The following is a 22304-nucleotide window of genomic DNA, read 5'->3' as shown; positions in this document are numbered from 1 at the left end:
AGCCAGCACATTCCAAGCCCCGAAAAAGCCCGTGACGCGTAGGATGGGTAGAGCGCAGCGAAACCCATCGTCCACGCTCCGACACCTCGGTTCCGGCAGGGGTAGAGCGCAGCGAAACCCATCGTTTACGCTCTGGACTCCAGGCTGTCGCGCAGGAAGCGGAACAGCTTGCGCGGTGCGTCGGGGCGGCCGCGCTCCTGATCGCGCTGTGCGGCGCGGATCAGCGTGCGCAGCTGCTGGCGGTCGACATCCGGGCACTCATCGATGAATTCGCTCAACGCACCCTCTTCGTCGGCAATGAGCCGTTCGCGCCAGCGCTCAAGCGCATGCAGGTGCGCCGCTGCCTCGCGCTCGCGATCCTCCGCCTGGTCGACCAAGGCATGCACGGCGGCCATGTCTTCGCGTTCCAACAGGTTGGCGATGCGCTTCCAGTGGCGACCGCGGGCGCGGATATCCTTGATCCGGGGTGTCTCGTCCAAGGCGGCCCAGGTCGCAGCGCTCAGGTTCAGACGCTCCAGCTCGGCCCGCGGCATCCCGGCCATGCGCTCGGCCAGGGCCTGCAGGGCCAGCTTCTCGCGTTTGAGCTGGCTCTTGCTCGGGCCGCGCTCTTCGTCCTGAAAGTCGTCTTCATCGTCGTCGATCGTATCGTTCATCCCGAAATCCAAATAGGCGGTTCGACAGTCTTCATGCGGCAGGCTCCAGATGTTCGAGGATCAATTGCGCGGAGCGGTTGCCTCGGTAGTCGTTGACATCCAATCGGTAGGCGAGACGCACGGCGCCGCCGGCCTCCGAGATCTGCTCGCCCAGGTTGAAGCCGATGGCCTCGATCGGCCCATCCTCGGCCGCGGGTCCGGCGAGACGGAGCTTTAGGTGACGCTCGCCCACCAGGCGTGCGCTCAAGACGTCGAAGGTGCCGTCGAAGCGGGGTTCCGGGAAGCCCTTGCCCCAAGGGCCGGCCACGCGCAGTGTCTCGGCGGTCTCCAGGTTCATGAGCCGCTGCGGAAGCGCACCGTCGGATGCGATCTCCGGCTGGGGCGGCCGATCGCCGACCACCGTGCGCACGGCCTCCGCAAAGGCCTCGCGGAACCGCGACAAGGCCTCCGGGCGAATGCTCAACCCCGCGGCCATCGCATGCCCGCCGAAGCGCTCGATCAGGCCTGGATCCTGCCGATCCACCAGTGCGATCAGGTCTCGGACATGGACCCCTTCGATCGATCGCGCCGAGCCTCGCAGAAATCCGTCGCCGCCGTTCGCAAAGGCGATCACGGGACGATGATACCGCTCGCGGATCCGCGCCGCGACGATCCCCGAGACGCCTTGATGCCAATCCTCGCCGAACAGGCAGAGTCCGGGCGGCAGTACGGCGCCGTCCAGACAGAGCCCCGCGAGGGAGGATTCGGCGGCGTCCTTCATCTCGCCCTCGATCTCGCGGCGTCGTCGGTTCAGCGCGTCGAGACGCGCGGCAAGATCCGCTGCGACCTGCGGGTCGTCGGTCAGGAGGCATTCCACTCCGACCGACATGTCCTCGATCCGCCCGGCGGCGTTGAGGCGGGGCGCGGCGACGAAGGCCAGATCGGTGGCCGTCGCCCGGCTCGAGTCCCGGCCGCCGATCGTCAGCAGTGCGCGCACGCCTGGACTGCATCGCCCGGCGCGGATGCGTCTGAGGCCCTGCTCGACCAGGATCCGGTTGTTGCGGTCCAGGGTAACCACGTCTGCGACCGTGCCCAAGGCGACCAGGTCCAGCAGGTCGGCGAGGTTGGGCTCGGCTCGCCCTGCACCGAACCAGCCTTGCTCGCGCAGACGTGCGCGCGCGGCGACCAGGAGATAAAAGACGACGCCCACACCGGCCAGGTGCTTGCTCGGAAAGGCGCAGCCCGGCTGATTGGGGTTGACGATGGCTGCGGCGTCCGGGAGCCGCTCGCCGGGCAGATGATGATCCGTCACCAGGACCGGGATGCCCAGCTCCGCCGCTCGCGCAACCCCGGTGAGACTGGCGATGCCGTTGTCGACCGTGATCAGCAGATCCGGTCGGCGCGGAGCAGCGGCGTCGACCACCGCTGGACTCAGTCCGTAGCCGAACGCGAACCGGCTCGGGATCAGATAGGAGACCTGTGTTGCGCCCAGGCTGCGCAGACCCCGGACCGCCAAGGCGCCGCCGGTCGCACCGTCCGCGTCGTAGTCCGAGACGATCAGCAGATGGCCGCCGCCCCGGATGTGGTGCACCAGCAGATCGACCGCTTCATCGATGCCGCGCAGCGCGCTTGCTGGGTGGAGCGCCGAGAGCCCAGGGGACGGCTCTTCTGCGCCATCCAGACCGCGATTCGAATAGAGTCTGGAGAGCAGCTCGGCCGGCGTGCGGGCGGCGGCGAGCACCGCGGCGCTCGTCGCGCGTCGAATCACGGGGCGGGACATCAGTCCAACACCGGCATAGGGACATGCAGCGCCGCGACGACAGCACGCAGCAGCTCGATCTCCGTCCGGTTGATCCCGGCCTGCTTCAGGGCCGCGATCAGTGCACGCAGCAGGCGCTGCTTCTCGTCCATGCGCAGGCGATCGAGCCGGGCGAGCGCACGGTCGAGCCGATCCGGCCAGTCCTCCGGTGCGATCGGGGCCAATTCGCGCGGACGCATCCCGAGCGACGCCAGTCCGACGGCGAAGGCGGTCCGCGCGGCGCGCTGATCCGGGTTGCCGTGAACCGCCAGGATGACCAGCAGATCGCGGATCTCGTCCTCGCAGCCGGAGAGGCGCGCCGTTCCGGCGCTGTGCGCATCGCTCGGGGTGATGGTGTCTTGGATCTGCTGCGCGAGCAGACGTGCAAGAACATACTCGAAGACATCGATCCGCCCGTCGGCATGGATCAGCCGATCGAGCAGCGCCATCAGGCGCGTCAGCTCGGTCTGCGGACGACGGCGCAGGGTCGGGAAGGCGATCTCGAGCAGCGGGATGCGCAGGTCTGCAGCGAGGCTCGGTACTGCGGAAAGGAGCGTGCTCACCTGACGCTCGCTCTCGCTGCCGAGCGTCTCGGCGACCATCAAGAGCTGGCGCTCGCGGATCTCGGGGTCCGGGTCGATCAGGAGATAGCAGGCGACCGTCATCACCCACTCGGTGGAGCGGGCGGCGCGCGCGAGCGGCTCCGGGATGGCCCGGTTCAGTCGAGCCGCCACCTGGATCCGTGCCGTATCGGGCCGCCCGATTGCGCCGACGATACGATCCGCATCGAGGTTCGACGGGCTCTGTCGACCTTCGATGGCAGGCCGGGACTCGGCGATCGACGCGACGATGCCGGCCTCGCTCGGCGCCTCCGGGGGCTGCATCGCCCGCATCGTCTCCAGCTCCGCGGGGTCGAAACCCGGCTCGATCGCCCGAATGCGATCGGCGATCGGCGGATGCGTGGCCAAGAGGCGACGCGTCAGCCCGGCTGCGAAGAGCATGTGCCCGATCTCCTCGCTGTCGGCCGCAAGCGCAGACCCGGCCGGCGCCGAGCCGATCTTTTTCAGGGCGCCCGCGATCCCCTCTGGCTCGCGGGTGAACTGAACGGCCGAGGCGTCGGCCAGGAACTCGCGTTGACGCGACACCGACGCCCGGATCAGCCGGCCGAAGAAAAGCCCGATATAGCCGGTGGCGACCAGGGCGAGGCCGATCATGGCGATCGCGGCGGTGTGCTTGCTGGTTTGGCCATGCCGCACCGAGAGCATGAGTCGGCCGATGATGGCGAGCACCAGGATCCCGAACAGGATCCCGATCAGCCGGATGTTGAGCCGCATATCGCCGTTGAGGATATGCGAGAACTCGTGTGCCACGACGCCCTGCAGCTCCGAGCGGCTCAGCGTCCGCAACGCGCCCCGGGTGACCGCGATCGCCGCATCGGCAGGCGAATAGCCCGCGGCAAAGGCGTTGATGCCGTCTTCCTGCTCCAATACATAGATCTGGGGCACCGGAACACCCGATGCGATGGCCATCTCCTCGACCACGTTGCGCAACCGCTGCAGCTGCGGATCCGTCGTGTCGGCATTCACCATCACACCGCCGAGCCCGCGCGCGACCGCCCCGCCGCCGTTGCGTAGGGTGAGGATGCGAAAGAGGCTGGCGAGGCCGATGGCGCCCGCGGTCAGCAGGGAGACCCAGATGAGCAGCGGGAGGCTCTCGCGAGCCAGAGTCCACGAGAACTCAGGCGAGACACCGAGACCGTCCGGATCCGAGCCGAACCCCAGGAACGCGAGGGCGACCAGGTCGACCACCGCCACGATGCTGACGACGGCGAGCACGAAGAGCACCACGAGGAGATGCGTACGCCGACGGGCTCGGTCCTGATGCGCGAAGAAGTCCAATTAAACTGCGTCCTTAACGTTCATGCGGGGTTTTCATTCGAGTTCGGTCTCGGAGGCTCTCTGCCGGCGTCGGCGCGGACGCAGTTTAAGTATATAAAAAATATAAAAATATTCTAAACCGCGCTCTGCCGTGGTTATGGGTCGCGGCGAGGTCGTTCCCGACCGCAACCCTTCCATAGACGCTCAAGCGCGGTTTAGAAGGCGACTGTGACGGCCTCGCGTTTCTCCGGCGCCTCAATCTCCAGCAACTGTGCGGCCGTGAATCCGAAGCGCTGGGCGATCAGATTGTTCGGGAAGACCTCGCGCAGGGTGTTGTAGCCCATGACGGCATCGTTGAAGGCTTGGCGCGCGAAGGCGACCCGGTTCTCGGTGCTGACCAGCTCCTCGGAGAGCTGCATCATGTTCTGATTGGCCTTGAGGTCGGGGTAGGCCTCGGAGAGCGCGAACAGCTTACCGAGTGCGCCGGCCACGCCCATCTCCGCTTGGGCCAGCATCGCCACCGCGGCGCCGTCGCTCGGATCGGCCGCGACCTGCTTGAGGCTGCCGACCGCTTGGTTGCGGGCCTGGATGACGGCTTCGAGGGTCTCGCGCTCGTGGGTCATGTAGCGCTCGGCGACCTTGACCAGATTCGGGATCAGGTCGTAGCGGCGCGTGAGCTGAACGTCGATCTGAGCAAAGGCGTTCTTGTAGCGATTGCGTCCGGCAACCAGACGGTTGTAGATGACGACGACGAGAATCGCGGCGAGCAGGATCAGGCCAAGCAGTGTCCATCCCATCGGTGTTCTCCCACGCTGATGACTGTCCCCCGAGCCCGACAGTCGCCGGGTCCGGTCTCCGGCCGAGGCCGGCGCGCGGCCTTCGGCAATGCGGCGGAAGGCTAACATACTCCCGCTGGGCAAGCAGGGGCGGGCACCTGAAGATCGACCCTGTCGCGCAGTGCGGACCGATCCGCCGTGTCGTGTCGGCTTGCCGATGCGGGTCGAGGGAGTACCATTGGCGTCCGTGCGGCAAGGGTGAATACCTTGATTCACGCGGATGGGTAGTGTTGAGGATGGGTTTCGCTGCGCTCTACCCATCCTACAGATTTCCGTTGTTTTTGAATCTTTCCTGAGGAGCTCCCCTCTTGCTTGAAATGATGTATGCCGGCGGTTGGTTGATGGTGCCGATCCTCGCCTGCTCGATCATCGCCACCGCCGTCGTGATCGAGCGTGGCTGGACGCTGCGCCGCTCGCGGATCATGCCGGCGAATCTGGTCACCCGGATCTGGGAGTGGCACCGTCGGGGCGAGCTCACGGATGCGCGGATCGAGGAGATTCGCACCGGCTCCCCGCTCGGGCGGCTGCTCGCGTCCGGACTCATCAACCGTAACCACTCGCGCGAGATCATGAAGGAGGCGATCGAGGATACCGGTCGTCAGGTGGTCGCCGAGCTGGAGCGCTTCCTGAGCAGCTTGGGTACGATCGCCTCGGTTGCGCCGCTGTTGGGCCTTTTGGGCACCGTTCTCGGTATGATCGACGTCTTCGGCGTCATCATGGACGCCGGTGTCGGCAACGCCGCCATGCTCGCGGGCGGGATCTCCAAGGCGTTGATCACGACGGCCGCCGGTCTTTCGGTGGCCATCCCGGCGCTGATGTTCCATCGCTTCTTCGACAACAAGGTCGCACGGCTCGCACTTGAGATGGAGGAGCAGTCGCTGCGCCTGGTGGAGGTCATGAAGGGCGAGCGCGAGGCCGGCGAGGTCTCCGCGTGAATCTGCGTCCGCACCGTCGCGACCCGGCCGACATCAACCTCACCCCGTTGATCGATGTCGTCTTTCTCCTGCTGATCTTCTTTATGGTCTCCACCACCTTCAAGGACGAGGCGCGGCTGCGCGTGCAGCTGCCGGAGGCGCAAGGCGAGGAGATCCCGGCCGAGGAGCCCGAGATGATCCGGCTCGTCATCGATCGGACCGGGTCCTTCAATGTCGACGATCGGGCCGTGCGCGATCGCGAGACCGAGACCCTAGTCGAGGTCTTGAAGGAACGTCTCGGTGAGCGCGAGCCTTTGCCCGTGCTGATCCAGGCCGATGCACAGACGCCGCATCAGGCGGTGATGACGGCGCTCGATGCGGCCAGTCAGGCCGGTCTGGTGCAGATCGCCTTCGCGGCGACCCGTGTCCCGCAGGCCGATTCCGAATCGGACCCGCCGTCGGCCGGCTTATCCGCCGGGCCATCCAAAGCAGAGGTTGCGGAATGACCGATGACGCATCCCGCCCCGAGGTCGAGGCCGGTCCCATCTACCGCCGGCTGCTCGGCTACGTCAAACCCTATTGGCGGATGTTCAGCGTTTCGATCGTCGCCATGATCGCCTTCGCGGCGACCGAGCCGCTCTTCGCGGCCATGATGCAGCCGCTGATCGACGGCAGCTTCGTGGATCGCAACGAGGAGATCGTGCGGCTCATGCCGTTCGTGTTGGTGGTACTCTTCGTGTTTCGCGGGATCGCCGGCTTCATCAACAACTACTGTCTGAGCTGGGTCGGGCGGCGCGTGGTTGCGGATCTGCGCCAACAGATGTTCGAGCATCTACTGCGTGCCCCGACCCGCTATTACGACAACCAGGGCTCGGGACACATCCTCGCGAAGCTCACCTACAACGTCGAAAACGTCGCCACGGCGGCCACCTCCGCCATCACCACCCTGGTTCGCGACGGCTTCACGGTCATCGGCCTGATGGCCTACATGCTCTATCTGAACGCCGCACTCTCGGCGATCTTTCTGGTGATCGGCCCGCTCATGGCGGGCGCGGTCAAGTACGCGACCAAGCGTTTTCGCCGCCACAGCCGGCGCATCCAAGACCGCGTCGGCGCCCTGACCCAGGTTGCCCAGGAGGCGATCGAGGCCCATCGGGTGGTCAAGGCGTTCGGCGGCCAGCCGCTCGAGGCGCGACGCTTCAGCGCCATCAACGAGAAGACCCGCTCGCTGCAGATGAAGATGATCGCCACCGAGGCGGCGAGCGTGCCCTTGGTTCAGCTGATCTCGGCCGTGGCGATCGCCGTCATCGTCTATCTCTCGACCATGCAGGGGCTGAAGGAAGACATCTCGGTCGGCACCTTCATGTCCTTCGTGGTCGCCATGGGTTTGCTCCTGCCGCCGGTGAAGCGTCTGACCTCGGTCAACGCCCATCTGCAGCGCGGCATCATCGCCGCCCAGAGCCTGTTCGAGCTGTTGGATGCGGAGGAGGAGCGCGATCAGGGACGTCGGACGTTGGAGCGCGCCGAGGGGCGCGTCGAGTACCGCGGCGTCACCCATGTCTATTCGCCCGACAAGCCGCCGGCGATCCGGGATCTCGACCTCGTTATCGCTCCGGGCGAGCGGGTCGCGTTGGTCGGGCGCTCCGGCAGCGGTAAAAGCACGGTCGCGAGCCTGCTCCCGCGCTTCTACGACGCAACCGCGGGCGAGATCCTGATCGACGGCATCCCGATCGGCGAGCTGACCTTGGCGAGTCTGCGCGCCCAGATCTCGCTGGTCAGTCAGGACGTGGTGCTCTTCAACGACAGCATCGCCAACAACATCGCCTATGGTCAGGCCGCACCGCCGAGCCGCGAGACCCTTGAGCGCGTCGCCGTGAATGCCCACGCGCTCGACTTCATCCAGGCGATGCCCGAGGGTTTCGACACGCGTATCGGCGATCGCGGCGTCATGCTCTCGGGCGGGCAGCGTCAGCGGCTCGCGATCGCGCGTGCGATGCTCAAGGATGCCCCGATCCTGATCCTGGACGAGGCGACCTCCGCACTCGACACCGAGTCCGAGCGCCATATCCAGGCCGCCCTGCAGGAGTTGATGGCGAACCGCACGACCCTGATGATCGCCCATCGTCTCTCCACCATCGAGAACGCCGACCGCATCCTGGTGATGGACAACGGACAGGTCGTCGAGCAGGGCACCCACGCCGAATTGCTGGCGCAGGACGGCTACTACGCCCGCCTGCACCGCCTGCAATTCCACGATGCCGGCGAGCCCCCGGCAGCGACGTAGGTTGTGCCGACGTCAGGAAGCACAACCCGCTCGGCAGTGCGTTGTGCCTCGCACGGCTCGGCACAACCTACGGTGCCGGCACGGGCTGCGGTTTCACGATGCCCACGCGCCCCCCGCCCCGTAGGTTGTGCTGACGCCGGGAAGCACAACCCGCTCGGCGCCGCGTCGAGCCTCCCGCGCCTCGACACAATCAAGCGGTCGGGCGGATCGAGGTGATGGACCCGAACCCGATCTGGTACGGCCGCCATCCGCTCGGCGTCATCCTCGCGCCGCTCTCCTGGCTCTACTGTTTGGTGGTCCAACTGCGTCGCCTGGGCTATCGCAAGGGCTGGCTCGCGAGCCGGCTCCTGCCGGTGCCCGTGGTGGTGGTCGGCAATCTCACCGTCGGCGGGACCGGCAAGACCCCGGCCGTTCTGAAGCTCGCGGAGCTGCTGCGGGCGCGCGGTTGGCGTCCAGGGATTATCACGAGAGGCTACCGTGGACGGGGCTCGATCACGCCGCGCCGGGTTCCTCCGGACGGTGAGCCCGCCGATTTCGGCGACGAGCCGGTGCTGCTGGCGCGTCGCAGCGGCTGTCCCGTCGTCGCCGGACCGGATCGCGTTGCCGCCGGTGCGCTCGCACTGTCCGGGGGCGACGTGGACATCCTGCTCGCCGACGACGGACTCCAACACTATCGGTTGGCGCGAGACATCGAGATTGCGGTCGTCGACGGCGCGCGCGGTTTGGGCAACGGGCGCTGCCTGCCCGCGGGGCCGTTGCGCGAGCCGCGCGGGCGTCTGACCACCGTCGATCTGGTGCTGACCAACGGTGACGGCGCGGGTGACGCCATGGGCGGCGGTTACCGCATGCGTTTGATTCCGGGTGCGGCGGTCAATCTCCGTGACCCCGCCGTCTCAAGGCCGATCGCCGACTTCATCGGGCGGCCCGTCTTCGCGGTCGCCGCGATCGGCAACCCCGAGCGCTTTTTCGCCATGCTTCGCGGTCTGGGTCTCGAGGTCGAAGGCCGCGTCTATCCGGATCACTATCCCTTCGCACCGTCTGATCTTATGGCTTGGCCGGCCGGCCCGGTGCTCATGACCGAGAAGGACGCGGTGAAGTGCGCTCGCTTCGCCAGCGAGGATCACTGGTTTCTGCCCGTGGAGGCCGAGCTGGATACGGCCTTCGTCGAGGCATTCTTTCGCACGCTGGAGGCACGGACCCATGTCTGATCGAACGATGTCCGATCAATCCGGAGGATTCAAGGTCGTCATCCCCGCGCGCTACGGCTCGACGCGGCTACCCGGCAAACCGCTCATAGCGATCGCCGGCAAGCCGATGATCCAACATGTCGTGGAACGCGCGCGAGAAAGTGCCGCCGAGGAAATCCTGGTCGCAACCGACGACCGGCGGATCGCCGAGGTCTGTCGCGGCTTCGGAGCCGAGGTGGTGATGACCGGAAGCGAGCACCGCAGCGGATCCGAGCGCATCACCGAGGTCATCGAGCTGCGCGGCTGGGACGACGACGTGGTGGTGGTCAACCTGCAGGGCGACGAGCCGGCGATGCCGGCGGCCTTGCTGGATCAGGTCGCGACCGACCTGGCCGGCATCGCCGATCTCGGCATGTCCACGCTGGCCGCGCGGATCTCCGAGCGCGCGACCCTCTTCGATCCACACGTGGTGAAGGTGGTCACGGACGCCCGAGGCTACGCGCTCTATTTCTCCCGCGCCCCGATGCCCTGGCACCGCGACGAGTTTCTCGCCGATCACGCCGAGTTGCCGACATCGGTCGCCTTTCTCCGTCACATCGGGCTCTATGCCTACCGCGTCGGCTTCCTCAAACGCTATTTGGCTTGGGCGCCGTCGCCTTTGGAGGTGGCGGAGTCGCTCGAACAGCTGCGCGTGCTCTGGCACGGCGAGCGTATCCATGTGGCGATCGCCACCGCCGAGCCGGGGCCGGGTGTGGATACGGCCTCCGATCTGTTGAGGGCCGAGCGGCATCTAGCCTAAACCGCGTCCTCTGCCCGGCGGGTCGTGTGGTGGTGGGCGATGCCTTTGCGCACAGATCGGCGTTGGCGTTGGCGCGGTTTTGATGTGAGAGTCTCGATTCGACGATCTTCGGGGACTCCCTGTCCGTTTGGCCGGACTGCGCTTCTTGACCGTGACTCAGGCACGGAGCGTCGATTGGAGGCATTCCAGGAGGTCTTGCATCTCGAGCGTGATTTCCCCTTCGACCGGGTCTAGGATTCGGACCTGCAGGATCGCGTTGGCGCGATGGCTGGCGCGGCCGTATTGGTCCATCTGGATCGGAGGTCGGGCGAGATCCGATTCCAGCACCGCGAGTCCCTCCTCGGGCAGGATGTCGATCAGGCGCCAGACCTGCCCGACGTGCTCGCAACGATGACCGAGCAGCGATCTGAGCTGTTGCAGCAACGCGGTATCGATTGCGTGGGTCTTTGCCATGTCGGCTCCTGCTGTTGAACGTGCGAGCACGCAACACCTGCGCGCTCCCGAATACACCAACATGGCAGTCGAAAAGGGAATTTTCATCCGGGCAAAAAAAACCCCGCTGACGCGGGGCGAATCACCACTGAGGAGGTCAGAGAACGAAACCGAAGGACGGAAGCGTCGTCTTAATCCCACTAATGCAGAACGGATGCCAATTTTCTGTTTCGAGCCTTGATCTCATCGAAACAATAGGTTACGAAGACGCAAGCCGGTGGCGTCGATGATGGGAGCCCAAGCATGCACAGGTTTCAGACGGTCGAAGGCCCCTGTCGCACCGCAACGGTGCGATATTCGCGACAAACGGCCTGTCTCTTTGTCGTCATCGCAACACTGTGGATGGCCATTCCGGTCGCTGCCGAGACGGACACGGCACGCGTGCAGGGGATTCAGGCGCAGCGGGCCGCCGCCGGTTGGTTGAGATTGCAGCAGGATCAACGAGCGGCGAGACAACAGACCGGCCCGCTGTCGCCGTCCGAGGCGGCGCGGCAGCAGTCGCTTGAGTGGAACGAGGCGATCCGTTATCGCGAGCTTCTTCAGCAACAAAATCGCGCACTCCACTCGGCCCGTCGGCAGGATCGGCTGGTGCCCCGTGGCGGGGCAGACGGCATGCCGGACGTTCGGGCCGGTCAGATCCGTATGCAGGGACAGTTGATGGAGTTGGAGGCGCAACAACAGAGCCAGCGGCTGCAGATGCAGATGGATCGGGCGCGCCGCAGTCAACCGGCGTCGGGGCGGATCGGCCGGGGTTCGAACAGCCGATAAGGCACGGGCCACGTTCATCTCGACTGCGCATGCGCGGAGGAACCGAAAGGGTTGTAGGTGCGAATTTATTCGCACACACGCCGGTTTCCCCGCGAGGCGCTCGGAGACGCCACCACCTAGGCTGTGCGAATAAATTCGCACCTACACGCCGGTCGTTCTTTTCTCGGACATGCCCTTAATTATCGGGCCGCGCATCCCCGGTGTGTCTGTAACACTCCTCGGATTCGTACCACATGACGTTGATGATGCCGAAGGCGAGGGCCAGCAGCACACCCAGGAGCCAAGCGAAATACCACATGGGATCGTCCTCTCGGTGATCGATGCTCATTGTCCGGGGTCGCCCGCGACGACCTCGGACCCCGACGTTTCTCGATGAACCCCTTAAACCGCGCACGGTGCGGTATGCGTCATTTGTCGGAATGGCTTGGCCGCGCCGGCTCCGACGACTATCGGAGCCGGCGCGGTTTAAAGCATTGAAAGTTTTCCCTTCTAAACCGCGTCTCGCTGGGATCGAGGATATCTGCGCAGCCAAACGCACAATGAAAACGACGCAAATCGCTCTGGACGCGGTTTAGTACGCCAAATGCTCCTGTTCCCGGATCTCCTCCACCGTCACCCGCCGCCACATCTTGGTATAGGTCCAAGTGGTGTAGGCCAGGATCAGCGGGATGAAGATGACCGCGGCCCAGAACATGACCGTCAGGGTCAGATGGCTGGAAACGGCATCCCAAACGATCAGGCTGCTGTTGGGATCGGTCCGCGAGGGCAGGATGAAGGGGAAGAGGCTCACCCCGGCGGTCACGATAATGCCGGTGATCGCCAGGCTGCCGCTCACCAGACCCCAGCCCGGACGATCGGCGGCGGCGAGCTTCATCGTCGCCCAGAGACCCGCGAAGCCGAGCACCGGGAAGAGCAGCGTCCAAGGATGGGTGCCGTAGTTGGCCAGCCAGGCCCAGGAATCCGCGACGACCTCCTTGGTCAGCGGGTTGGGTGTCGCATCGAGCGCGGGCATGGAGACCACCTTGAAGCCGTCGATGCCGATGATCAGCCAGATCCCGGCGAGCGCAAAGACCGCCATGCTGATCAGTGCGAAGATCCGAGCCGCTGCCTTTGCCCGCGAAGCGATCGGCTCTGCCGCCCGGATTTGAAGCCAGACCGCGCCGTGCATCGTCAGCATCGCCACGCTCAGGACGCCCGCCAACAGCGCGAACGGATGGAAGAGGCCGAAGAAGCTGCCGGTGTAGAAGGATCTGAGCATATCGTCGAGATGGAAGGGCACGCCGAGCAATAGATTGCCGAAGGCGACGCCGAAGACCAACGCCGGCACGACCCCGCCGATGAAGAGCCCCCAATCCCAGGCGCTGCGCCAGCGCGGATCGGCGATCTTGCTGCGGTAGTCGAAGCCGACCGGCCGGAAGAAGAGTGCGAAGAGCGCGAGCAGCATCGCAAAGTAGAACCCCGAAAAGGCGGTGGCATACACCAGCGGCCAGGCGGCGAAGATGGCGCCGCCGGCGGTGATCAGCCAGACCTGGTTGCCGTCCCAGTGCGGGCCGATGGTGTTGATGATGACGCGTCGCTCATCGTCGGTCTTGCCCAGGAAGGGCAGGAGTGCGCCGACGCCCATGTCCATTCCGTCGGTCACGGCGAAGCCGATCAAGAGCACGCCGACCAGCACCCACCAGATGAACTTCAGGACTTCGTAGTCGATGATCATGATCGGTCCCCTAGTCTTGCCGTTTCTGCGGTGCGAGCGCGGGTGCCGGACCGCCTGCGGTGGTTGAGCGGGACGCCGTGGCCGCCTCTTCATGGTGGTAGCGGCCCGTATGCAGCGAGCTGGGCCCCTGCCGCCCGAACTTGAACATCAAATACATCTCGATGATCAGGAGCACCGTGTAGAAGAGGATGAAGGCCGAGAGACTGATGATGAGGTCGCTCGGTGCCAGGCTCGAGGCGGCGATACTGGTGGGAAGGACCTCGCCGATCGCCCAAGGCTGACGGCCGAACTCGGCGACGAACCAGCCCGTCTCTGCCGCGATCCAGGGCACCGGGATGCTCCAGAGGAAGAGGCGCAGCAGCCAGCGTTTCTCTTGGATGACGCGTTTGGCGTTGAAGTAGAAGCCCAACAGCATCAAGGCGAGCATCCAGAACCCGGCCGCGACCATCACCCGGAAGCTCCAGAAGAGCGGCGCGACCTCGGGGATCGAGTCCTTGACCGCCATGCGGATCTGTTCTTCGGTCGCTTGACTCGGGTCGTCGATATAGCGCTTGAGCAGGAGCCCGTAGCCGAGATCGTCCTTGTGGTCCTCGAAGACCGCGCGGTTCTCCGGCGTGTCCTGATTCCCGCGCAGGCGCTGCAGATACTCGTAGGCGATCATGCCGCTGCGGATGCGGATCTCGTGGTCCACCATCAGGTCCTTCAGTCCCTTCACCTGGGTGTCGAGCGAGCGCGTAGCGATCAACCCCAAGAGCCAGGGGATCTTGACCGCCCCGTGGGTTTCCTCGTCCTCGTTGCTCGGGAAGCCGATGATCGTAAAGCCGGCCGGAGCCGGCTCGGAATGCCATTCCGCCTCGATCGCCGCGAGCTTCACCTTCTGCACGTCGCCGACCTCGTAGCCGGATTCGTCGCCGAGCAGGATGACCGAGAGGATGCCCGCCAAACCGAAGCCGATCGCGACCGAGAAGGAGCGCTTGGCGAAGGCCAGATCCCGCCCCTTGAGCATGTACCAGGAGCTGATGCCGAGCACGAACATGGATGCGGTCACGTAGCCGGCGGCCACCGTGTGCACGAACTTGACCTGCGCAACCGGGTTGAGCACGACATCCATGAAGTTGGTCATCTCCATGCGCATCGTCTCGTAGCTGAACTCGGCACCGACCGGGTTCTGCATCCAGCCGTTGGCGACCAGGATCCAGAGCGCCGAGAGGTTGGACGCCAGCGCCATCAGGAAGGTGACGGTCAGATGCTGGCGTTTGGACAAGCGCTCCCAGCCCAGAAAGAACAGACCGATGAAGGTCGATTCCAGGAAGAAGGCCATCAGGCCCTCGATGGCGAGTGGTGCGCCGAAGACGTCGCCGACATAGTGGCTGTAGTAGGCCCAGTTGGTCCCGAACTGGAACTCCATGGTCAGCCCGGTGGTGACGCCCAACGCGAAGTTGATGCCGAAGAGCTTGCCCCAGAACTTGGTCATGTCCCGGTAGATCTCGCGTCCGGTCATAACGTAGACGCTCTCCATGATCACCAGGATCCAGGCGAGGCCGAGTGTGAGGGGCACGAAGAGGAAGTGGTACATCGCGGTCATGGCGAATTGCCACCGCGAGAGCTCGATCATGGTGCTGTCAAGCATGGCGATCTTCCCGAGGTTGGAGATCAGGAACGGCAAGGAGGGCTGTCGGGTGCCGGGCAGGGTGTCGGCGATCGGGGAGATCGCCGACGGTCCGGATCAGGCTGGCCCGCCGGTCGGAAGTGCTTAGGCTAGGCCGGTCGTCACATGGCGGAAATGACGAATCGCAACCTGCTCTTCGGGAAAATTATCGCGTGCTCGAGGAGGCGATGCGGCCGGCGTCAATCGTGATGGTGTGCGCCTTCACCGGCCCCATGGTCATGGGTGTGCGGAGCCGCTGCGGGCAGCGGTTGTCCGGCGAGGATGGCCGACACGGCCTGCAGCGGGTCGGTCGCGCTGGTGGTGTAGACCTGGATTCCGTGGCGGGCCATCCGCTGGAGGAAGCCGGTTCCGGCACCCTGGGTGACGATCCCGTTGAGCTTGAGCTCGAACAGCGGGTGATCGTCGCCGTGATAGTCGTGCAGGGACAGCTCCATCGGCAGATCGAGCCGATCGACCTCGGTCGGATTGCCGTCGGCGTTTGCCTCGTAGACGATGAAGCGACGGCTCTTGCCGGCGTGTCCGGTGATGGTTCGGAAGTTCTGGCTGGTGACGGCGATACGCATGGATTTGCCGGTATTCAGAACGGCGAAGACGCTTCGATTGGTCATGGATTTCGGATCTCGTAGGGGGTGTTTGATTGGGTACCCTGCCGTGGGACTTAGGCCGGGGCCGCCTCTGTCTGACGCAGACGCAACGCCCAGTCCTCCATTGCCGCGTTCGCTACGGGCATGGGCGATTCAATGAAGGTGATCACGAAGCCGTCGTCGGTCTCCGCGATACCGATCGAGCGGGGACGCATGGCGAGTGCCTGCGGGTTCGGCAATGTGATGCCGAAGCAGAAGACTAGATTCTTGGCCGCTCGGATGCCTTCGCCGACGCGTCCGTCCGGCAGTGATCGGGTGTGTCGGAGGTGATCGAACTCCGCGATGAATACGGCCGACGGGTGTGCCTCGATGCAGGCCCTGAAATAACCGCAGACGCCGTCGACCGAGTCGAACGGTGTCTCCTCGCGGCCGATTTCCAACACGTAGACCGGAAACGACTCCTGCAGCACGGTCTGTTTCATGATCTGCCCTTCCCGGTCTCGGTCAAGCGGCGGTGCGGTACCGCGGAATAGGCCATCTTGGGGAGGAGCGGGGCTCGGGGCATTGAAATCGGTCAACCCGGCTGAACCGCGTCCGGGGCACGTCTCGAGCCGATTCGCGGGAGATGCCGAAGGATGATGCCAAGAGGGTCGGCGGGGCCGCGGTTCAGGATAATAAAATGAATTAATCTCTTGAAACGCATCTCTCGCGGCGCTCTCGGGTGTGCGCGATTCCGAGCCTGACCGAGAACGCGGCATATCGCACCGGACGCGTTTCAACCCTCCGCGATGCGCTTGAGGTTGGGGATGTCGAGCAAAAAGCGGTTGGGGTCGGTTTCGACCAGAAGGCTCTGGCGTTTGAACTCGGCGATGGTGCGGCTGGCGGTCTCGGTGGTGATGCCGAGCATGGCGCCCATGTCCTCGCGGCTGAACAATTGGCAGGCGCTGCTCTCGCGATCGCGCACCAAGCGCAGCAAGAGCCGGGCGATGCGCTGACGGGCGGATCCGGTGGAGAGCTCGGTGAGCCAGGCGTCGGCCTCGTTCAAGGCGCGTTGCCAGCGTGAGATCAGCTCACGGTGCAGATCCGGATTGTTGCAGCCCAGGTCGCGCACCAATCGGGCGGGGAAGCGGCAGACCTCGGTCGGCTGAAGGGCTATGGCGTCGTGCTGGTAGGTCCCGCCCTCGAGCATGGCCTCCAGGCCCAAGACGTCGGTGGTACGCGCGATCCGCACGATCCGCTGACTCCCGTCCGGGAGATACTGAACCAATTTCAGGACACCGGTTCGCACGGTGAACATGTGGTCTGCAGCGTCGCCCGTGCGGTAGAGACTGGTGCCGGGTTTCAAGGTGAATTGGTCGATCGGGTCGTGGATCTGCTCGAAATCCGATTCGGCCAGTCCCGCGAAGAGGACCGAGGTGCGAAGCGAGCAGTTGAGGCAGTCCGCCTCGCCGGACCAGGCTTCCCGCAGCGTGACACTTTTGACCATTGGGCTCGTCTGAATCTCGTCGTTCGGGGCGCCTGAAGCGCCTGATGGCCCAGTGTAGCCCATCGAACCGACGAGATCATTTCGCGCGCGGGGTTGCGCATCGTCGTCGCCCTCTCTAACGTGAGCCACCGGTGCTCGCCCGTCCGCCGCGCGCCGTCACTCACACGTCCTCTTCGACCAGGTATCCCGATGACCTTGCTCAGCCTCGACTCCGTCGCCCTCTCCTATGGCTTGCCGCCGCTTTTGGAGGACGTCTCCTTCAGCATCGAGCGAGGAGAGCGGATCTGTCTGATCGGCCGCAACGGCGCCGGCAAGTCGACCTTGCTGCGGATCATCGACGGGGAGATTCAGGCCGACTCCGGTCAGATCCGCGCGGCCGCGGGGCTGAAGGTGGCGCGCCTCACACAGGAGATCCCGCGCGGGGAAGAGGGCAGCGTCTTCGAGGTCGTCTCCGCCGGTCTGGGCGATCTCGGGGTGCTTCTGAGCGACTACTTCAAGCTCTCCCACGGCCTGGGTAGCGACCCGAGCGAAGAGGATCTGACCCGTCTGGCGCGGGTCCAGCAACAATTGGAGGACGGCGGCGGTTGGGCGATCGAGCAACGCACCGAGCGCGTCATCTCGCGGCTGGGGCTCGATGCCGAGGCGCGTTTCGCGGCGCTCTCGGGCGGTCTGCAACGGCGCGTCTTGCTTGCCCGCGCCCTGGTGATCGAGCCCGATCTGCTGTTGCTCGACGAGCCGACCAACCATCTGGACATCGATGCGATCGATTGGCTCGAAGACTTCCTGATCGACTTTCCGGGCTCTCTGCTCTTCGTGACCCATGATCGACGTTTCCTGCAGCGGGTCGCGACGCGGATCCTGGAGCTCGATCGCGGGCGGATCACCGACTGGCCCGGAGACTACGCCAACTATCTGCGGCGTCGCGAGGAGCGCCTGCATGCCGAGGCACAGGCCGCGGCGCAGTTCGACCGCAAGCTCGCCGAGGAGGAGGTCTGGATCCGCCAAGGCATCAAGGCGCGACGCACCCGCAACGAAGGCCGCGTGCGCGCGCTCGAATCCATGCGCCGCGAACGGCTCGAGCGGCGCGAGCTTCAGGGCACTGCGCGTCTGCGCCTGAGCGAGGCGGATCGCTCCGGCAAGCTGGTGGTCGAGGCCGAGGAGATCGGCTTCGCCTGGGGCGACACCCCGGTGATCCGTGACTTCAGCACCCTGATCCTGCGCGGCGACAAGATCGGCATCATCGGCCCGAACGGCGCCGGCAAGAGCACTTTGCTGAAGCTGCTGCTCGGCGATCTGGAGCCGCAGAGCGGGACGATTCGGCGCGGGACCAACCTGCAGGTCGCCTATTTCGATCAACTGCGCGCCCAGCTCGACCTGGATAGGAGCGTCCAGGACAACGTCGCGGGCGGCAGCGACAAGATCGAGGTCGACGGCCAGAGCCGTCATGTCCTCTCCTATCTCAAGGACTTTCTCTTTACCCCGGAGCGCGCGCGGCAGCCGGTCAAGGCGCTGTCCGGAGGCGAGCGTAATCGCCTGCTGCTGGCCAAGCTCTTCACACGCCCCGCCAATCTGCTGGTGCTCGACGAGCCGACCAATGACCTGGATACCGAGACACTCGAGCTGCTCGAAGACCTGCTGGTCGAGTTCCAGGGCACCCTCTTGCTGGTCTCCCACGACCGGGCACTGCTCGACAATGTCGCCACCAGCACACTGGTCTTCGAGGGCGAAGGGCGGGTCCGCGAGTATGTCGGCGGATACGAGGACTGGGTGCGTCAACGCGATCCGCGGCGCTCGGGCGAGTTCAAGACCAAACCGGCGGACCCCGCGACACAGCCGTCATCCCCCGCGGGCGGGACGAATCAGCCCAAGGCTGCACCCAAGGGCGAGAAGCTGAGCTTCAAAGAGGCGCGCGAGCTCGCCGAGCTGCCGGCGCGCATCGAGACGCTGGAGGGCGCGCAAGCCGAGCTGCACGCACGCCTGGCCGATCCGGCCTTCTATCAGGCCGCCCGCGAGGAGGTCGCTGCGGTCAAGGCGCGTCTGGAGGCGTTGGAGTCCGAGCTCGAGACCGCCTACGCGCGCTGGGAGGCGCTCGAGGCGCGGCGCTGATCCGGCGGGAGCGAAGGACGTACATGCGCAGCCGGACCGAGCGCCGGACCGCCGGACGGCGCGTTTGTCGCCGTCCGCGTCCTGAACTAACATCGCCGTTTGCTCCGGGTCGGCTCGCTGCCGGTTTCCGCTTGTCACCTGCGCTCGGTATGAGTCATTTGAACCGCGTCAGGCACGGTTTTCTCGGTCTCATCAAGCGGTCGTTTCCCGCCAAACATCGTTTGTCACTCAGGACGCGGTTCAATCCATGAAGTTCAAGGTCGATGAATTCCGCAGCTGGAAGCACAAGTGCATCACGCTGCTCGGGATGTCGGGGGTGGGCAAGACCTATCTCTCCGAGATGTTGCGCCGCAACGACTGGTTCCACTACTCCGGCGACTACCGGATCGGGACGCGTTATCTCAACGAGCACATCCTCGACCTGGTCAAAGCGCACGCGATGCGCGATCCCTTCCTGCGCGATCTCCTGCGCCACGATTGGGTCGCCATCCACAACAATATCAAGATCAAGGATCTGGGGCCGGTCCTGAGCTTCGTCGGCAAGCTCGGGAACCCCGAGCGCGGGGGGCTGCCGCTCGGCGAGTTCAACCGTCGCCAGGCGCTGTATCGCGAGGCGGAGATCGCGGCCATGATGGATGTGCCCGATTTCGTGCGAAAGGCGCAGGAGATCTACAGCTATCCGCATCTGATCAACGACGTCGGCGGGAGTCTCTGCGAGCTCGACGAGCCGCGAGTCATCGATCTGCTCGCCAAGCACAGCCTGATCCTCTACATCCGGGTCCCGGAGGCGGACGAGATCAAGCTCATTCAACGCGCACAGGCCGATCCCAAGCCGCTCTATTACCGCCCCGACTTCCTGCGTGCCGCGCTGAAGGACTATTTGTCGGTCCATGGTCTCGATTATGTCGCGCAGGTGGACCCGGACGATTTCACGCGCTGGGTCTTCCCGCGCCTCTTCCATTCGCGGGTGCCGCGTTACGAAGCGATCGCAAGGCCTCACGGCTACACGGTCTCGTCCGAGGATGTCGCGCGGGTGCGCGACGAGCAGGATTTTCTGCAGCTGATCGAATCGGCGATCGGACAGGCCGAGACGCCGGTCTTCGATCCCGAGATGCAGTAACCCGAACGACAGGACCGACCCCATGCCGATCGTCGCCCACAATGACCTGCCTACGTTCGAGCGTCTGCGCGAAGAGGGCCACAAGATCCTCGAGCCCGATCACGCGATTCAGCAGGATATCCGGGAGCTGCACATCGGCCTGCTGAACATGATGCCGGATGCCGCACTTGCGGCGACCGAGAGACAGTTCTTCCGCCTGATCGGTCAGAGCAATCAGATCGCGCAGTTCTACGTCCATCCCTTCACGCTCGACGCGCTCGATCGCGGCCCCATCACCCGGGAGTACGTCGAGCGCTACTACGAGCCGTTCGAGAAGATTCGTGCCGAGGGCCTGGACGCCTTGGTGATCACCGGGGCCAATGTCATGGGCCCGGACCTCGCGAGTCAGACCTTCTGGGAGCCGCTGATCGAGGTGGTCGACTGGGCCTACCACAACGTCAGCTCGACACTCTGCTCCTGCCTGGCGACCCATGCGGTGTTGCAGTTTCGCTACGGTCAGCGGCGCCGTCCGCTGGGCGAGAAGCGCTGGGGTGTCTACGTCCATCGCGTGATCGATCGCAGCCATCCCTTGGTGAGCAGTGTGAATACGCGCTTCGACGTGCCGCACTCGCGTTTCAACGAGATCGGTCGCGACCAGTTCGATGCGGCCGGCCTGCACATCCTGGCCGAAAGCGAGGAGGCCGGCGTTCATCTCGCGGTTAGCCCGGACGGCTTCCGCCAGGTGTTTTTCCAGGGTCATCCCGAGTACGACATCATCTCGCTGCTCAAGGAGTACAAGCGCGAGGTCAATCGTTTCGCCTCCGGAGAGCGCGATCAATACCCGCCTGTCCCCGAGAACTATTTCGGCGTTCAGTCGCGCGCCATTTTGGACGAGCACCGCGAGCGAATCCTCGATGCACTCGATCAGGGTCGCGAGCTGCCCGCCTTCCCCGAGCAGCACATCGTCGGCAGGCTCGACAACACCTGGCACGACAGCGGCGAAGGTGTGCTCGGCAACTGGATGGGATTGATCTATCAGGTCACCCACAACGACCGCAGGCTTCCCTTCATGTCGCACGTGGACCCCGACGATCCGCTTGCGCTCAGTTGGCGTCGACCCCGCGGCTAATATAGCGAGCGCACGTGTCGACGGTGGTTTTTCGCCACCGACGCGCGAACGGAACCCGATCGCGGGGCGTTTGATTGTCTCCGCGTTGCATCTCGACAACAGATGCGTCCTCCTGTTTTGAAAGATACCACTGATCGGCTCGATGACTTTTTTAACCCCCATGATCGATTTGGCGAAAAAAAGCCTGTTGCCTGGTTGTCGTTTGTTGCATTTTGATACTAAACTCAGCACATGAGATGCAGTGCGTGACGAAAAGGAAACAGTTGTTGTCTGCATGTTCCCTTTCGTTGCCGAGCGGGCAGCTCAACCGACTCTCCGGGGCGGGATGATCGGCATCCAAACAACAGATTCCACTGAGAAAAACATGTTCGAGCAAACCGAAAACGCAATCCGCTACAAATGGGATCCCAGGACCTACACCGGGTTCAAGCTGCGTTACGACGCCGAGGGTGCGGCCAAGGGCGGGCATTGCTGCTTCCACGTCGAGGACTGGACCTTCCGCAGTATCACGAACGAGTGGCCGTGCGAGGACCTCGACGAGGCACTGGAAGTGCTGAATCACTTCTTCGCGATCGACGTCATCCAAGAGCGCGAGCGTCTGGCCTCGTGGCTCCCGGTGACGCTGGCCGAAGCGGCCTAGCCCGCGACGTCGTTCGCGCCGGGCTCCGGCTCTCGTCGGGCTCGTCAAGACTCGCACCCTCGGGGCGACCGCCCCGGGGGTGCGAGCGCTCGTTTGCAGTGGATCGGGTTTCCGTCTCTCCTTCTTCCTACGCATTCAAAAGCAAGCGTCTCGATCGCCCCGTTTTCCGCCTACTACCGCTCCGTTCGGCGGGCTCCTGCTTGTTCCGGTCTCCCATTTCCCGGGTTGGCATCAAGTTTGAAAGATAGACAGCCGCAATATTAGAATGCGGTAATCGTCTGGCCCACTAC

At 64.8% G+C, this 22304-nt stretch carries 21 protein-coding genes; 10 read left to right on the top strand and 11 right to left on the bottom strand.

Going from position 1 to position 22304, the window contains the following annotated elements; all coding sequences use genetic code 11:
* Window positions 1-125 precede the first annotated feature (125 nt).
* From yjgA to BLV04_RS04050, 4 genes are all read right to left on the bottom strand, one after another.
* The gene (gene yjgA / locus BLV04_RS04065) at window positions 126-653 is read right to left on the bottom strand and encodes a ribosome biogenesis factor YjgA (RefSeq protein WP_093028374.1); all 528 of its coding nucleotides are present in this window, start codon (window positions 651-653) and stop codon (window positions 126-128) included.
* 31 nt (window positions 654-684) lie between these two features.
* Window positions 685-2412 (bottom strand): single-stranded-DNA-specific exonuclease RecJ, encoded by a 1728-nt coding sequence (gene recJ / locus BLV04_RS04060; RefSeq protein WP_093028372.1) that lies wholly within the window; start codon window positions 2410-2412, stop codon window positions 685-687.
* Entirely contained in the window at window positions 2412-4328 is a 1917-nt protein-coding gene (locus BLV04_RS04055; protein WP_093028370.1) for a M48 family metallopeptidase, read from the bottom strand. Before BLV04_RS04055 ends, recJ begins: the two co-directional genes overlap by 1 nt.
* Before the next feature lie 194 nt (window positions 4329-4522).
* Entirely contained in the window at window positions 4523-5104 is a 582-nt protein-coding gene (locus tag BLV04_RS04050) for a LemA family protein (RefSeq protein WP_093028368.1), read from the bottom strand.
* 347 nt (window positions 5105-5451) lie between these two features.
* Here BLV04_RS04050 and BLV04_RS04045 point away from each other — a divergent pair, with 347 nt between their 5' ends.
* The 5 genes from BLV04_RS04045 to kdsB all read left to right on the top strand — a co-directional run bounded on the left by BLV04_RS04045 (window position 5452) and on the right by kdsB (window position 10327).
* A complete protein-coding gene (locus tag BLV04_RS04045) occupies window positions 5452-6078 on the top strand; it encodes a MotA/TolQ/ExbB proton channel family protein (protein ID WP_093028366.1) in 627 nt (208 codons plus the stop codon).
* Window positions 6075-6563: an ExbD/TolR family protein gene (locus BLV04_RS04040; protein ID WP_093028364.1), complete on the top strand. Its 489-nt coding sequence runs from the start codon at window positions 6075-6077 to the stop codon at window positions 6561-6563. Before BLV04_RS04045 ends, BLV04_RS04040 begins: the two co-directional genes overlap by 4 nt.
* Window positions 6560-8341: a lipid A export permease/ATP-binding protein MsbA gene (gene msbA / locus BLV04_RS04035; protein ID WP_093028362.1), complete on the top strand. Its 1782-nt coding sequence runs from the start codon at window positions 6560-6562 to the stop codon at window positions 8339-8341. The genes BLV04_RS04040 and msbA overlap by 4 nt, the downstream gene beginning before the upstream one ends.
* 215 nt (window positions 8342-8556) lie before the next feature.
* The gene (lpxK, locus tag BLV04_RS04030) at window positions 8557-9549 is read left to right on the top strand and encodes a tetraacyldisaccharide 4'-kinase (RefSeq protein WP_093028360.1); all 993 of its coding nucleotides are present in this window, start codon (window positions 8557-8559) and stop codon (window positions 9547-9549) included.
* On the top strand, window positions 9542-10327 hold the full coding sequence (kdsB, locus tag BLV04_RS04025) for a 3-deoxy-manno-octulosonate cytidylyltransferase (RefSeq protein ID WP_093028358.1): 786 nt from the start codon (window positions 9542-9544) through the stop codon (window positions 10325-10327). The genes lpxK and kdsB overlap by 8 nt, the downstream gene beginning before the upstream one ends.
* A 156-nt stretch (window positions 10328-10483) precedes the next feature.
* Here kdsB and BLV04_RS04020 read toward each other — a convergent pair whose 3' ends face one another.
* The gene (locus tag BLV04_RS04020) at window positions 10484-10780 is read right to left on the bottom strand and encodes a hypothetical protein (RefSeq protein WP_093028356.1); all 297 of its coding nucleotides are present in this window, start codon (window positions 10778-10780) and stop codon (window positions 10484-10486) included.
* Window positions 10781-11062: 282 nt separating this feature from the next.
* Between BLV04_RS04020 and BLV04_RS04015 the strand changes: the two genes are divergently transcribed.
* On the top strand, window positions 11063-11587 hold the full coding sequence (locus tag BLV04_RS04015; RefSeq protein ID WP_093028354.1) for a hypothetical protein: 525 nt from the start codon (window positions 11063-11065) through the stop codon (window positions 11585-11587).
* 175 nt (window positions 11588-11762) lie between these two features.
* Here the strand turns inward: BLV04_RS04015 and cydX are convergent, their stop codons facing one another.
* The 6 genes from cydX to BLV04_RS03985 form a co-directional block, all read right to left on the bottom strand.
* Window positions 11763-11885 (bottom strand): cytochrome bd-I oxidase subunit CydX, encoded by a 123-nt coding sequence (gene cydX / locus BLV04_RS04010; RefSeq protein ID WP_093028459.1) that lies wholly within the window; start codon window positions 11883-11885, stop codon window positions 11763-11765.
* 273 nt (window positions 11886-12158) lie between these two features.
* Window positions 12159-13301 carry a cytochrome d ubiquinol oxidase subunit II gene (gene cydB, locus BLV04_RS04005; protein WP_093028352.1) on the bottom strand — a complete coding sequence of 381 codons (1143 nt, stop codon included), beginning with the start codon at window positions 13299-13301 and terminating at the stop codon, window positions 12159-12161.
* 10 nt (window positions 13302-13311) lie between these two features.
* Window positions 13312-14931, bottom strand: coding sequence for a cytochrome ubiquinol oxidase subunit I (locus BLV04_RS04000; RefSeq protein ID WP_093028457.1), 1620 nt, complete (start codon window positions 14929-14931; stop codon window positions 13312-13314).
* Window positions 14932-15149: 218 nt separating this feature from the next.
* On the bottom strand, window positions 15150-15578 hold the full coding sequence (locus tag BLV04_RS03995; RefSeq protein WP_093028350.1) for a NifB/NifX family molybdenum-iron cluster-binding protein: 429 nt from the start codon (window positions 15576-15578) through the stop codon (window positions 15150-15152).
* A gap of 50 nt (window positions 15579-15628) precedes the next feature.
* A complete protein-coding gene (locus BLV04_RS03990; protein WP_093028348.1) occupies window positions 15629-16036 on the bottom strand; it encodes a DUF6858 family protein in 408 nt (135 codons plus the stop codon).
* Between the two features lie 293 nt (window positions 16037-16329).
* Window positions 16330-17040: a Crp/Fnr family transcriptional regulator gene (locus BLV04_RS03985; RefSeq protein WP_093028346.1), complete on the bottom strand. Its 711-nt coding sequence runs from the start codon at window positions 17038-17040 to the stop codon at window positions 16330-16332.
* Window positions 17041-17229: 189 nt separating this feature from the next.
* Here BLV04_RS03985 and BLV04_RS03980 point away from each other — a divergent pair, with 189 nt between their 5' ends.
* The 4 genes from BLV04_RS03980 (at window position 17230) to BLV04_RS03965 (ending at window position 22014) form a co-directional block, all read left to right on the top strand.
* Entirely contained in the window at window positions 17230-19146 is a 1917-nt protein-coding gene (locus BLV04_RS03980; protein ID WP_093028344.1) for an ATP-binding cassette domain-containing protein, read from the top strand.
* A 247-nt stretch (window positions 19147-19393) separates the two neighbouring features.
* Entirely contained in the window at window positions 19394-20266 is an 873-nt protein-coding gene (locus tag BLV04_RS03975; RefSeq protein WP_093028342.1) for an ATPase, read from the top strand.
* A gap of 22 nt (window positions 20267-20288) precedes the next feature.
* Window positions 20289-21374, top strand: coding sequence for a homoserine O-succinyltransferase MetA (metA, locus tag BLV04_RS03970; RefSeq protein WP_093028340.1), 1086 nt, complete (start codon window positions 20289-20291; stop codon window positions 21372-21374).
* Between the two features lie 364 nt (window positions 21375-21738).
* Window positions 21739-22014, top strand: coding sequence for a hypothetical protein (locus BLV04_RS03965; RefSeq protein WP_093028338.1), 276 nt, complete (start codon window positions 21739-21741; stop codon window positions 22012-22014).
* Window positions 22015-22304 lie beyond the last annotated feature (290 nt).

It is taken from the genome of Thiocapsa roseopersicina (genome assembly GCF_900106925.1).
GTDB classification, from domain to species: domain Bacteria; phylum Pseudomonadota; class Gammaproteobacteria; order Chromatiales; family Chromatiaceae; genus Thiocapsa; species Thiocapsa roseopersicina.
Note: the sequence above shows the minus strand (reverse complement) of the source record. Positions and strands in the feature narration are given on the sequence as shown.